15 protein-coding genes and 1 pseudogene are annotated in these 12,920 nt (G+C 37.4%); 12 read left to right on the forward strand and 4 right to left on the reverse strand.

Translation table 11 applies throughout. From position 1 onward, the window contains the following. Positions 1 to 312: 312 nt before the first annotated feature. Together A2J09_RS00550 and A2J09_RS00555 are read left to right on the forward strand one after the other, a co-directional pair. Positions 313 to 759 (forward strand): CidA/LrgA family protein, encoded by a 447-nt coding sequence (locus A2J09_RS00550; RefSeq protein ID WP_031418876.1) that lies wholly within the window; start codon positions 313 to 315, stop codon positions 757 to 759. Next, positions 752 to 1,429 (forward strand): LrgB family protein, encoded by a 678-nt coding sequence (locus tag A2J09_RS00555; protein ID WP_012293104.1) that lies wholly within the window; start codon positions 752 to 754, stop codon positions 1,427 to 1,429. Before A2J09_RS00550 ends, A2J09_RS00555 begins: the two co-directional genes overlap by 8 nt. Positions 1,430 to 1,476: 47 nt before the next feature. Here A2J09_RS00555 and A2J09_RS00560 read toward each other — a convergent pair whose 3' ends face one another. Next, on the reverse strand, positions 1,477 to 2,073 hold the full coding sequence (locus A2J09_RS00560; protein ID WP_012293105.1) for a methyltransferase domain-containing protein: 597 nt from the start codon (positions 2,071 to 2,073) through the stop codon (positions 1,477 to 1,479). A 138-nt stretch (positions 2,074 to 2,211) separates the two neighbouring features. Between A2J09_RS00560 and A2J09_RS22705 the strand changes: the two genes are divergently transcribed. Further along, a complete protein-coding gene (locus A2J09_RS22705) occupies positions 2,212 to 2,319 on the forward strand; it encodes a helix-turn-helix domain-containing protein (RefSeq protein ID WP_080695171.1) in 108 nt (35 codons plus the stop codon). Between the two features lie 204 nt (positions 2,320 to 2,523). On the opposite strand, the gene A2J09_RS00565 is transcribed toward A2J09_RS22705, so the two are convergent. Beyond that, positions 2,524 to 3,993: an aminotransferase class I/II-fold pyridoxal phosphate-dependent enzyme gene (locus tag A2J09_RS00565; protein WP_031418880.1), complete on the reverse strand. Its 1,470-nt coding sequence runs from the start codon at positions 3,991 to 3,993 to the stop codon at positions 2,524 to 2,526. A 144-nt stretch (positions 3,994 to 4,137) separates the two neighbouring features. Between A2J09_RS00565 and A2J09_RS00570 the strand changes: the two genes are divergently transcribed. Then, entirely contained in the window at positions 4,138 to 5,097 is a 960-nt protein-coding gene (locus A2J09_RS00570; protein ID WP_031418882.1) for an NAD(P)H-dependent flavin oxidoreductase, read from the forward strand. 20 nt (positions 5,098 to 5,117) lie between these two features. Then, positions 5,118 to 5,405, forward strand: coding sequence for a UPF0223 family protein (locus A2J09_RS00575; RefSeq protein WP_012293108.1), 288 nt, complete (start codon positions 5,118 to 5,120; stop codon positions 5,403 to 5,405). Between the two features lie 101 nt (positions 5,406 to 5,506). Here the strand turns inward: A2J09_RS00575 and A2J09_RS00580 are convergent. Continuing rightward, positions 5,507 to 6,143: pseudogene (locus tag A2J09_RS00580) on the reverse strand (YktB family protein). Between the two features lie 125 nt (positions 6,144 to 6,268). On the opposite strand from A2J09_RS00580, the gene A2J09_RS00585 reads away from it, so the two are divergent. Further along, a complete protein-coding gene (locus tag A2J09_RS00585; RefSeq protein ID WP_012293110.1) occupies positions 6,269 to 6,466 on the forward strand; it encodes a hypothetical protein in 198 nt (65 codons plus the stop codon). Positions 6,467 to 6,703: 237 nt separating this feature from the next. Then, entirely contained in the window at positions 6,704 to 7,498 is a 795-nt protein-coding gene (locus A2J09_RS00590; protein ID WP_012293111.1) for an inositol monophosphatase family protein, read from the forward strand. 39 nt (positions 7,499 to 7,537) lie between these two features. On the opposite strand, the gene A2J09_RS00595 is transcribed toward A2J09_RS00590, so the two are convergent. Next, positions 7,538 to 7,723, reverse strand: a complete 186-nt coding sequence (locus A2J09_RS00595; RefSeq protein ID WP_012293112.1) for a DUF5325 family protein — start codon at positions 7,721 to 7,723, stop codon at positions 7,538 to 7,540. Between the two features lie 138 nt (positions 7,724 to 7,861). On the opposite strand from A2J09_RS00595, the gene typA reads away from it, so the two are divergent. The 5 genes from typA (at position 7,862) to A2J09_RS00620 (ending at position 12,913) form a co-directional block, all read left to right on the forward strand. Further along, a complete protein-coding gene (gene typA / locus A2J09_RS00600; RefSeq protein ID WP_008173982.1) occupies positions 7,862 to 9,706 on the forward strand; it encodes a translational GTPase TypA in 1,845 nt (614 codons plus the stop codon). A 29-nt stretch (positions 9,707 to 9,735) separates the two neighbouring features. Further along, complete coding sequence (locus A2J09_RS00605) at positions 9,736 to 10,134, forward strand: YlaH-like family protein (RefSeq protein WP_031418888.1); 399 nt, start codon at positions 9,736 to 9,738, stop codon at positions 10,132 to 10,134. A gap of 232 nt (positions 10,135 to 10,366) precedes the next feature. Next, positions 10,367 to 11,359 carry an ABC transporter substrate-binding protein gene (locus A2J09_RS00610; RefSeq protein ID WP_036160924.1) on the forward strand — a complete coding sequence of 331 codons (993 nt, stop codon included), beginning with the start codon at positions 10,367 to 10,369 and terminating at the stop codon, positions 11,357 to 11,359. Further along, positions 11,359 to 12,126: an ABC transporter ATP-binding protein gene (locus A2J09_RS00615; protein WP_012293115.1), complete on the forward strand. Its 768-nt coding sequence runs from the start codon at positions 11,359 to 11,361 to the stop codon at positions 12,124 to 12,126. Before A2J09_RS00610 ends, A2J09_RS00615 begins: the two co-directional genes overlap by 1 nt. After that, positions 12,119 to 12,913, forward strand: coding sequence for an ABC transporter permease (locus A2J09_RS00620; RefSeq protein WP_012293116.1), 795 nt, complete (start codon positions 12,119 to 12,121; stop codon positions 12,911 to 12,913). Before A2J09_RS00615 ends, A2J09_RS00620 begins: the two co-directional genes overlap by 8 nt. Positions 12,914 to 12,920: the final 7 nt, after the last annotated feature.

Genomic DNA, 12,920 nt, shown 5'->3' on the forward strand with positions numbered 1-12,920 from the left:
CTGGAGACTTATATGATTGTTTGAAAAATGAGTATCTTTTGTAATTTCAGATTATATATAAAAATTCTGGAATTTGCTAGCTAGTGATTAAAGAAAAGGGGATGAATAGAGGATATTTTTCATTGGTAAAAAAAGCTATTTGAATAGTCCTTAGTGACAATTCACCCTAAATATCGATTAAAAATTGTATATGTAAAAACTTAGAATCATTTTTAGTCTTTTTGTAACTGATTATTATTTTTCTAAAATTACAATAGACAGAAAATTCCTACAGATGTAGAATGAACGATATAGGGGGTGAAAAGTGGCGAAATGTTGAACGAAAATTTTGCTACAATTTTGTTGCGAGTTGCTCGAATCATTTTTCAAATTGGCATACTGACCATTTTTTATTATATGGGGGTAGGGATTGTTACTTATTTACACATACCGCTTCCAGGGAGTGTCATTGGATTACTGTTATTGGTACTTTCACTCATTTTTAAAATCATTAAGGTTGAATATATTCAAGATGGCGCAAGTTTTTTAATTGGCGTTTTAACGTTGTTTTTCATACCGGCAACAGTGGGTGTTATTGATTACCCAGAACTCATGTCAATTACTGGCTTGCTTATAATTCTAGCCGTTATTGCTAGTACATTAATCTCTATTTATGTCACAGGTTTACTGACGCAAATAATTGAGAAGAAAGAATTAAAGAAAAAAGAAGGAACAGAATCTATTGTTGAAGAAGGGAAGGGTGAGTTAACGGTTGATTGAAGCAATTGTTGTCCTGAGCACTATTATTATGTTCATATTATTTACGAAGCTTTATCAGCGATATCCACATCCTATTATGATTCCTTTAGTTACGACTACCGTCGTTAGTGCAGTGATTTTACTAGTTTTTAAAATCCCCTATGCTACATATATGGTAGGTGGAGAATGGCTTCAGAAAATGCTTGGGCCAGCTGTAGTTGCACTTGCCTATCCTCTTTATAATCAGCGGGCAATTATTATCAAATATAAATATTCTATTTTATCAGGACTCATCATCGGCATGGTGACAGGATTAATAACTATTTTTTTATTGTTAAGATCGATTGGTGTAAAATCTAGCTGGATGCTGACAGCCTTGCCTAAATCTCTAACAACGCCTGTTGGGATGCAGGTCAGCGAAACAATCGGTGGTATCCCGCCATTAACAGCTGTTTTTGTGATGATAGCAGGGTTTGTAGGGGCTATTATAGGCCCATTAGTTATTAAATATGGCAAAATCGACTCGGCGGTTAGTAGAGGGGTCGCAGTGGGGAGTGCCTCTCATGGTGTAGGACTTGTGAAATTAAGGGAATATGGAGAACAGGAATTATCAGTTGGTTCATTATCGATGGGCCTAACGGCTATTATTGGGGCTTTTTTCTGTCCATTATTTGTGTATTTATTTTTATAAAGAATTCTCATTTTAGGAGTTGTCTCAAATGGTTTGAGACAACTCATTTATTTTTTCTCAATAATGAATTGAATAGTATGGGCTAGTCCAGTGTGTAACGTCCCTTCATGGCGTATTTGCTCTCCTGTGAAAAAATGGATAATTTTGTGAGACTGACACCATTGCAGAACATGAATGGGGTCATATAAAAAATCGAGCTGCTGTGGACCACCAGACGCATAGGGGAGCTGATAAATAGAATATAATTCCATCATGATCCGCCCACCTTGCTTGACTGAATCGATAATCTTTTGGATGACAGCCTGCTGTTGTTGTAATTGAAAATGACCAAAAATCATAATAGCCGCATCATATTTCTCCACAGGTAGGTCATCCAGTAGTAGATCAGTTAGCATAGTTTGAACTGACACATAATGTTTCAGTGCTAATTGTTCTGTTTTCGTAAGACCACTTTGTGCATAATCATAGGCAGTGACAGTATGGCCCATTGAGGCTAAAAAAACAGCATTGCGTCCTTCACCTTCTGCATAGGCTGCGATATTAGGGCATTCTTTTAAATAATTTACATAATCTTTAATAAAGGCATTTGGTTGTTCACCATAAACGTATTCAGATCCTAGAAAACGTCGATTCCATGTATTCATGAATCCATTCCTCCTTTTCTATATTGTAGATAATGTGCATTCGTTATTCTAACTTTTAGCTTATAAAAGCTAATAATAAATTCTGGCTTCTAAGTTAATTGTGATCTATTATGTAATAATAATTAGGAGGTAAATTTTATGGGTGATTTGGAAAATTGTTTACAGAAATTAAGGGAACAACATCACTATACTCAGGATGAAGTGGCAGAGTACTTACAGATTTCACCGCAGGTTGTGTCTAAATAGAAATTAGGAAAGGTTATCCTGATATAGATAATTTCATTAAGTAAAGTGAACTGTTTCAAATTTCCTTAGATGAACTGAATAAAATAGTTGGCGACTTTTTTATGGCATTCTTGGTGGTTAGCCTTTCCGATTTTAGCGATCGCAACCTCTGCTTTTTATAAATAATGAAAAAGCTAGCTCTCCTTGAAGAGCTAGCTTTTAAGATTAAATAATAGGTTTTCTTTCTTTTATAACACGAATCGTTTTTAATGTTGTATCCTCTGGTCCTTGAACTGGTAACCCCGCCTCAATATTCATTTGAATATAAAGTATATTTTCTTGAGTAATTATTTCCCCGGGAATAAAAATTGGAATTCCAGGAGGATATACCATAATAAATTCTGCACAAATACAGTTATCTGCTTCAGCAAGTGGAACTACCTCTGTATCAGCATAAAAAGCATCACGGGGTGACATAGCAAGCGCTGGAATATCTGGGACATTAACTACAGCCTCTGTGATAGCAGCTTCCGAATCAAATGCTTTTGACATACGAGATAATGCATTTACTAAAAGATTAATTTCTTTTTTCGTATCTCCTAATGTCACTAAGCATAAAATATTATAAAGGTCAGACAATTCTACTTCGATATTGGCATTATAACGTAACCATTCCTCAGCTCGATGCCCAGAAATACCCAAATCTTTGACACTTATAAGAAGCTTTAAAGGGTCCATATCATAAGTAGCAGATGAATGTAATTTCTCCTTGCCTGCACATTTTAAGTGTGGGATTTGGTTAATTCGTTTACGTGCATCCTTTGCTAAACGTAGTGCATCGTCAATTAAATCATATCCATGAATCGCTAATTGACGTCGAGCTGTGTCAAGGGAAGCGAGCAATGGATAGGATGTTGATGTCGTTGTTAGCATAGAAAAAACAGCTTGTACACGTTTTGCTGAAACGAGTCCTTCTCGAACATTCAAAATGGATGTTTGTGTCATTGAACCACCAAGCTTATGAACACTTGTAGCAGCCATATCAGCACCTGCCTCCATTGCTGAATAAGGAAGGTCATCATGGAATTTAATGTGTACACCATGGGCTTCATCTACTACTACAGGTATATCACGGCTATGAGTGATTTCGACAATACGTTTTAAATCTGCTGTGAAGCCATAATAAGTTGGATTAATAACTAGCACAGCTTTTGTATCAGGATAAGCATTTAACGCTTTTTCGACAGCTTCAGGGGATATGCCATGAGAAATCCCGTATTCACTATCGACTTCAGGATGAATAAAAATAGGAATGGCACCAGCGAAAACGATCGCCGACATAATAGATTTATGGACATTCCGTGGCACTAGAATCTTATCGCCTGGACCAACGACGGTCAGAATCATCGTCATGATGGCGCCACTAGTACCTTGAACGGAAAAGAATGTATGATCAGCACCAAAAGCTTCTGCTGCAAGATTTTGCGCTTCTTTAATAGCACCCTTTGGTGAATGTAAATCGTCTAGTGGAGCAATATTAATTAAATCAATTGATAAAACGTTGTCGCCGACGAATTCTCGGAAAGCAGGGTCCATCCCTTGCCCTTTCTTATGGCCTGGAATATGGAACTGAATGGGATGTCTGTTCCGATGTTTAAGTAATACGTCGAACAATGGAGTCTCTAGTTGTGACAACGCAGGTACCACCTCACTTTTAATTATCTAAGAAAACAAATGAATTATAGCACCTAACGACACGAAAAAATAGACTTTTCATAAAAAATAAAAGGATTTTTTAAGGATATCGAGAAATTAATACCGAATGAAAGGGGAGGTATTATGAGTTGGAATACACGGGTGACAGAGCTTTTACAAGTAAAATACCCAATTATTCAAGGTGGTTTAGCGTATTTAGCCTATGCTGATTTAGCTGCAGCAGTGTCGAATGCTGGAGGGTTAGGTCAAATAACAGCAATGAGTTTACGAAGCCCTGACTTATTGCGAGCAGAGATTCATAAAGTACGAACATTAACAGATAAGCCTTTTGGCGTAAACTTTGCTATTGGTATGCATGGTACAGGCTATGAGGAAATGGTTCTCGTTGCAGTGGAAGAAGAAGTACCTGTTGTGACGATGACTGGAGGTAATCCTGCACCCATTTTTGATTTATTAGCAGGTACAGATATAAAAAAAATGGTACTGGTAGCTGCACGTAGACAAGCACAAAAAGCTGAGCAGCTTGGAGCAGATGCTGTAATGGTTGTTGGACAAGAGGGTGGCGGACATCTTGGAAGAGATGATGTAGGTACGATGGTGCTCGTCCCACAGGTTGTTGATAGTGTAAAAATCCCAGTTATTGCTTCAGGGGGAATTGGCGATGGCCGAGGCTGGATGGCTGCCCATGCATTGGGAGCTGAAGGAATTGAAATGGGTACTCGCTTTATTGCAACTAAAGAATGTGTTGATGCTTCTGCAGCTTATAAAGAGGCACTAATAGCAAGCACAGAGGCTGATACAACGATTATAAAACGTTCTATTGGTGCACCTGCTCGTGCTTTACGAAATGAGTTTACGGCAAAAATTTTAGATATTGAGAAAAAAGAGCCAACCTATGAAGCGTTAAAGGAATATATAAGTGGTTCAGCGAATAAGCGTTTTATTTATGATGGTGAACAAAAGCAAGGCTTTGGTTGGGCTGGACAAGTAACAGGGATGATTCATGATATTCCAACCGTTGAGGAATTAATCAATCGAATGGTTGCAGAAGCGGAAAGTATCCGGTTAAAATGGGGGCAATAATGTAAAGGTGGTTTTGTCGAATGGAATATTCTTATCCGTTTTCAACAGATTGGTCTACAGAGGAGATTGTGGATGTTGTTCAATTTTTTGAAGGAATTGAACAAGCTCATGAAAAGGGCATCAAGCGTGAGGTTATGATGGCTAAATATCGCCGCTTTAAGGAAATTGTTCCTTCACAGGCTGAGGAAAAAACAATCTTTCGTGAATTTGAAGAAGCGAGTGGCTATATTAGCTATCCTGTTGTTAAACAAACAAAAGAAGCCGCAGATGGTACAATTATAAAAATAGTCCCTAAAAAAAATCGATAAGAAAGCGGATGTGAGAAAAACTCACATCCGCTTTTTATTTTAGGGTGTTAAAAAACGACATTTGGCATACACTACTTCAACAAATAACATTAGGTTAAAGCTTATTTTAGGTCCTTCCCAACGATGACATTGTAAAAAGGTAGCAGGCTGTTGAATGTTTGTTCCGTTAACTGGTGGAATTCACTGGCAGTTAATTTTGTTGCTTGGTCTTTTGGAATATGACGACCAATTAAAAACTCACCTTTTTTTACATCTCGCAGACGTAAGAGCAATTCCTTAAGCTTGTCTTCTTTCGCCTCTTCAAGTGAAATGGCCTCTGGGGACATATGATCACCAGACACAATAAAGTCATCAGATAGCTGCTCAAATAAGGATGGATGAGCGAGTAAACGTTCTGCCATTACATTTTTTTTGAGGAGCTTCATAAATAATAGCTAAGACGATGAATAAATGTGAGTGCCATAGACCAATCTGAAAGTGAGGCAATGATTTATAACCTCTTTTATACGGGGCGAAGGCAACCCAACTATCTTGTGGAGGGTTGACAGTTCTTCGAGCGTGTTTGGCAACATGAGGAAAGAATTCTTCACCTAGCTTGCTTGAGAAATAGGTGGCAAAATCATCACCAAGCTGATGGAATTTTGGGCGTACATGATCGTTTAATGCATTCATCCTTTGTTCTAAACCGTCTATTTTAAAAACATTAAAATCTTTGTTTGTCCACTTTATTTTAGGCAATTTTATTTTACTCCTTTCGTTTTATAAGGTTTATTTTACGCTGATTTTGGGAAAAAATCTTATAACAAGAACTATATCGAATTAGAAAAGTTTTTGTAAAAAAATTTAAAAAAGGAAGTGTTTTTATGAAACCAATCGTAAAAATTATACGTAAAGTTGACATTGAAAAGCAATATGAACACATTTTACAATTGGAATTAGATTATGAATTAGCTTCGCTGTTTGCAGCGATGAATGAAAAAAACGAAATTGAAATTGAAAAAAGTAAAAAACGTCTTGGAGAAATCCAGATGGAACTTGAAAGCTTGCACGCCTATGCGTAATCAAAATCTTATACCCATTTAAAAAATCACTTGCTGAATATTCCGACAGCAGGTGATTTTTATTGTGACAAAGGGTAAAATAGATACTATATTAAGCGAAATGAATTTCAGTAATTCTGGAAATTCATGTTTTATATCGCTATAAAGACATTGTAAAGAGATGGAACAGATGAAACTAAATGAATAAAGAGTGAGGAAAGAAAAGGCTTTTTCTTATATTCGAAGGGTGGGTTTTAATTGGATTTACAACAAATAGATGAATTTGCGAAAAGTATAATCTTTGAAGCTGGAAGGCGTATTCGAAAAGCCTTCTCGTATAATTTAGTCATTGAGACAAAATCAGGTGCCAATGACCTGGTAACAAATATTGACCGAGAGACTGAGTTATTTTTTATCGACCAAATTAAAGCTTTTAATCCAGCCCACAAAATTTTAGGCGAAGAAGGAATGGGAGAAAAGGTAGAGTCATTAGATGGTGTAGTTTGGATTATTGATCCAATAGATGGCACAATGAATTTTGTCAAACAACATCGTCACTTTATGATTTCAATAGGTATTTTTATTAATGGGGTAGGCAAGTTAGGGTACATATTTGATGTCATGCGTGAAGATTTATTTTATGCGATTGAAGGCCAAGGCGCATGGTATAACGATTCTCCATTGCGGAAACTTCAATCCGTTACGATGGAGGAATCAGTCATCGGCATCAATGCACATTGGGTAGCACCTAATCGACATATTCATCATGAAAAGGTCATTGAAATGGTCCGCAAAGTTAGGGGCACGCGTTCCTATGGCTCAGCTTGTATGGAAATCGCATTTGTTGTTAGTGGGAAGTTGGATGCTTACGTTTCCATGCGCCTATCACCGTGGGATATAGCAGGTGGTACCATTATTGCTCAAGAGGTTGGGGCCATTGCCACAAATTTGCATGGAGAGGGCTTTGACTTCTTGCATCAAGACACTTTTATTATCGCTAATCCTTCCATTCATAGAGAATTATTGGAAAAATATATTGTACCTTATGAATAAAAAGGAGCCGTCTAGTTACTAGACAGCTCCTTTTTTTAACTAAAGTAAACCTTGCATACGTAGTTTACGCTTCATTTTAAAGGCTGTCATGAAAATGACACAAGTAGCGACAATACCTGCTATTGCACCAAGTACACTACTAGCCGCCACTGAATAGCCAATTGAACACATTGCTAAAACAGCTGCTAATGCATAAATAGCCATTACGAATTTTGCACGATTCATAGCCTAGCCTCCTATATAAAAAATTTATCAATCAAATATATTTTTTAGAATGATGGAAATTCTAATAAGGACATTTCTATCCTTCTTGTGCTATAATATCACAGTTAAACATTCGAAAAAAGAATATGGAGTGGAATAATGACAAACTTACGTCAAGATCTTCGCAATATCGCAATAATCGCCCACGTTGACCATGGTAAAACTACCTTAGTCGACCAATTACTAAAACAATCAGGTACATTCCGTTCAAACGAACGTGTTGAAGAACGTGCAATGGACTCTAATGATATTGAACGCGAACGTGGTATTACGATTTTAGCTAAAAATACAGCAGTAAACTATGAAGGAACTCGTATCAACATCCTTGATACGCCTGGACACGCTGACTTTGGTGGTGAGGTAGAACGTATTTTAAAAATGGTAGACGGCGTTTTACTAGTTGTCGATGCGTATGAAGGTTGTATGCCTCAAACACGTTTCGTATTAAAAAAAGCATTAGAACAACGTCTAACACCAATCGTTGTTGTTAATAAAGTAGACAAAGACTCAGCTCGTCCACTAGAAGTAGTAGATGAAGTACTTGAATTATTTATCGAGCTAGGTGCAGATGACGATCAATTAGACTTCCCTGTAGTCTATGCTTCAGGTGTAAATGGTACAGCTTCTTTAGACGCTGATCCATCTAAACAAGAAGAAAATATGAAATGTCTATTTGAAAAAGTTATTGAATCTATCCCAGCACCAGTTGATAACTCAGAAGACCCATTACAATTCCAAGTAGCTTTACTTGACTATAATGACTTCGTTGGACGTATCGGAATTGGCCGCGTATTCCGTGGAACAATTTCTGTAGGTCAACAAGTTGCACTGATGAAATTAGATGGTACAGTGAAAAACTTCCGTGTAACGAAGATCTTTGGTTTCTTCGGTTTAAAACGTGAAGAAGTAGAGACAGCAAAAGCTGGTGATTTAATCGCCGTTTCTGGTATGGAAGATATCAACGTAGGTGAAACAGTTTGTCCTGTTGAGCATCAAGAAGCGCTTACGCCATTACGTATCGATGAACCAACTTTACAAATGACATTCTTAGTAAACAACTCTCCATTTGCAGGTCGTGAAGGGAAATGGGTTACATCTCGTAAAGTAGAAGAGCGTTTACGTGCTCAATTACAAACGGACGTATCATTACGAGTTGAAGATACTGACTCTCCAGATGCTTGGACAGTTTCAGGTCGTGGTGAGCTTCACCTATCGATCCTTATCGAAAATATGCGTCGTGAAGGTTTTGAATTACAAGTATCAAAACCACAAGTAATCGTGCGTGAAATCGATGGTGTAAAATGTGAACCATTTGAGCGCGTTCAAATCGATGTACCGGAAGAAAATGTTGGTTCAATTATTGAATCTATTGGTACACGTAAAGGTGAAATGCTTGATATGGTGAATAACGGCAGTGGTCAAGTTCGTTTAACGTTCTTAGTACCGGCTCGTGGTTTGATCGGTTATACGACTGAATTCATGTCAATGACAAAAGGTTTTGGTATTATCAACCATACGTTTGATTGCTACCAACCATTACTACCAGGTAAAATTGGTGGACGTCACCAAGGTGTGCTAGTTTCTATGGAAACTGGTAAATCAACAACTTATGGTATGATGCAAATTGAAGATCGTGGTACACTGTTCTTGGAGCCAGGTACAGATATTTACGAAGGTATGATCGTTGGAGAAAATACTCGTGACGCTGATATCACTGTAAACATCACTAAAATGAAACAAAAAACAAACATTCGTTCAGCAAATAAAGACCAAACGAATGTTATTAAAAAACCACGTATTTTATCTTTAGAAGAAGCGCTTGAATACTTAGGTGATGATGAGTATTTAGAAATTACACCAGAATCTATTCGTCTGCGTAAAAAAATTCTAGATAAAAATGAACGTGAGAAAGCAGCGAAAAAATTACGTAACGCAGAACAATAATTTTCGCTGACATGAAAGGAAGAGGAGTCTTGGATATTAAGTCCGCTTTATTGGGTGAACTAAATGTTATTCAAGTTGCTGCACAGACAAGTTCCGAGGAAACAACAAGAGTTTTTGGAAGAATGGCGGGTATAACTAGATTTTTATACGAAAATTTACCAAGCTATGAAATTGCAGGCTATGTTGTATTTCTTCTTGTATTTGCACTTTCTGCCATTGTCTATAAGCTTGGCTTTGCCAAGAAATTAAAACTATCTCAAAACATTATTATTTATGCGTTCCTCTTTTTGGGTTGTATCATGCTAACATTCTTCGCTCTATTCTTGCCAATGATTGAGGGCTTGATTGTAGCCGCCTTAATTTTAATTGTTTATAAAACAAGATTATGGCGTGAAAAAAGAGAAGAGCAACAAGCTGCCAATCAATAAAAGGCAGTACGTATTATATATTTAGAGCTTTAATCGTTTATCAAACAGCCTTAGCACAGTAATTGCTAAGGCTGTTTTTTTATATAACTAAAAACTTCTTCAAAAAAATCCTATTGCATACCTAATGCTACACAATTACAAAATCAATATAAAATGGTTGGCACCGAATTCTTCAGATGTGAATAAGTTAATGTCGATAGGCTTATTTTCATCACATCAAGGAGGAAAGGGAATGCGTTGGCTTACAAAAGGTTTTCTAATAGGTGTCATTGCTTTGTTACTCCTTTCTTTGACAGCATGTAATAAAGCAGAGCTAGAAAAAGTCAAAGTTGGAGAAGTAACTCGTTCGATTTTTTATGCACCTCAATATGTAGCGCTTGAAAAAGGATTCTTCAAGGATGAGGGTCTTTCTGTAGAGCTACAAACGATAGCTGGTGGCGATAAAACTATGACGGCATTGCTGTCAGATGGTATTGATATTGCTTTAGTCGGGTCAGAAACTTCCATTTACGTCACATTACAAGGGGCGAATGATCCCATTCAGAATTTTGCTCAGTTAACCCAAACTGACGGTACTTTTTTAGTTGCAAGGGAAAAAATAAATAAATTTTCATGGGATCAATTGAAGGATTCTACATTTTTAGGGCAGCGTAAAGGCGGAATGCCGCAAATGGCAGGGGAATTTGTGTTGAAGAAGCATGGCATTGACCCTGTTAATGATTTAACCCTTATACAAAATATTGATTTTGCGAATATTGCTACAGCTTTTGCCTCGGGTACTGGTGATTATGTGCAGCTATTTGAACCAACAGCTAGCGTATTTGAAAAAGAGGGGAAAGGCTATATTGTAGCATCTTTTGGCACTGAGTCTGGTAATTTGCCTTATACGTCCTTTATGGCGAAAAGCAGTTATTTAAAGGATGATAAGAAGACAGTTCAAGCCTTTACAAATGCCTTGCAGCGAGCACAGGATTTTGTACAGCAAGAGAGTGCCGCTGAAGTGGCAAAAATTATTCAACCTTATTTTGAAAATGTAGATGTTGCGATTATTGAAACAGTAATCGAGCGTTATAAAGCACAAGGCTCTTATGCAACAGACCCAATCCTCGATGAGGGGGAGTGGGATAACTTGCAAACAATAATGGAGGAAGCAGGTGAACTTCCTCAACGTGTGGAGTATGAAAAACTTGTGAACACAACTTTTGCTAAAAAGGCTGCTGAGTAATGGAATTTTTACAGCTAGAGAATATTCACCATAGTTATTTTTCAAGCACCCAGGCAAAGGAAGTATTACGTGATATTAGCTTGGCCATTCGTGAAGGAGAGTTTGTGTCCTTTATCGGGCCTAGTGGCTGTGGCAAAACGACGTTATTATCAATAATCGCTGGTTTGTTTCCAGCAACAGAAGGCAAGGTCTATATAGATGGTGAGGAACTATCGGCATATAATCAATCAAGCATTGGCTATATGCTTCAGCAGGACTATTTATTTCCGTGGAAAACGATTGAAGAAAACGTTACTATTGGTTTGAAAATTATGGAGCGAAGCAATAATACGCATAAAGTAACCGCCAATGCTCTTTTGCAAGAAGTAGGATTACCAAATGTGGGAAACAATTATCCACGAGAATTATCAGGGGGTATGAGACAACGTGTGGCACTTGCTCGCACCTTAGCAGTAAACCCTAAAATTTTATTGTTAGATGAACCATTTTCAGCTCTTGATTATCAATCAAAATTAAAGCTTGAGGATTTAGTTGTAGAAACATTAAAGACCTATAGAAAGACAGCAATTCTTGTGACACATGATATTGGAGAGGCAATAGCTATGAGTGAGCGTGTCTTTTTATTTTCTGCCAATCCAGGGACATTGCATAAAGTGTTTGAAATACCTGAAGAACTTCGTGAATTGTCACCGTTTGAGGTAAGACAGCATCCGACCTATGCAGATGTATTCCAAATCATTTGGAAGGAGCTGGAGAGCCTTGGATAACACATTATTTAAACAATATCAGCAAATGCTGAAAAAAGAAAAACGCTTTGTACGGCTATATCAGCTTATTATTCTGCTTCTTTTCTTTGGAGGTTGGGAGCTGCTTTCTAGATTAGAATGGATTGACCGTTTAATTTTTAGTTCACCGACACAAGTTTGGCATACATTTATCGAAAAAGTAATTGATGGAACTTTAACATTGCATGTTGGTGTGACATTAATGGAAACGGTTATTGGCTTTATTGCTGGGACTTTACTGGGGACGCTCATAGCTATCCTATTGTGGTGGTCACCATTTCTATCGAAGGTACTCGACCCTTATTTAGTTATTTTAAATGCGATGCCAAAAGTGGCGCTAGGACCTATTCTTATTGTTGCACTAGGCCCGGGTTATTTTTCCATCATTGCGATGGGGGCTTTAATTTCCATTATTATTACGACCATCGTAGTATATACGGCCTTTAAAGGTGTTGATCCGAATTACAGTAAAGTCCTACAAACATTCGGTGCAACTAGGTGGCAAATCTTTCGAGAAGTCATCTTACCAGCATCCTTTCCGACCATAATTTCAACCTTGAAGGTGAATGTGGGACTATCGTGGGTTGGGGTTATTGTTGGTGAGTTTTTAGTTGCCTCTAAAGGTCTTGGCTATTTAATTATCTACGGCTTCCAAGTGTTTAATTTTAACCTTGTGCTCATGTCCTTGCTTATCATTGCATTTTTTGCAACGATTATGTATCAGGTGGTTGAGTTGATAGAAAAGTCGGTTATTAAAAATAATGGCTAATATAGTA

Origin of the sequence: Lysinibacillus sphaericus (assembly GCF_001629735.1) — a bacterium.
Lineage (GTDB): Bacteria > Bacillota > Bacilli > Bacillales_A > Planococcaceae > Lysinibacillus > Lysinibacillus pinottii.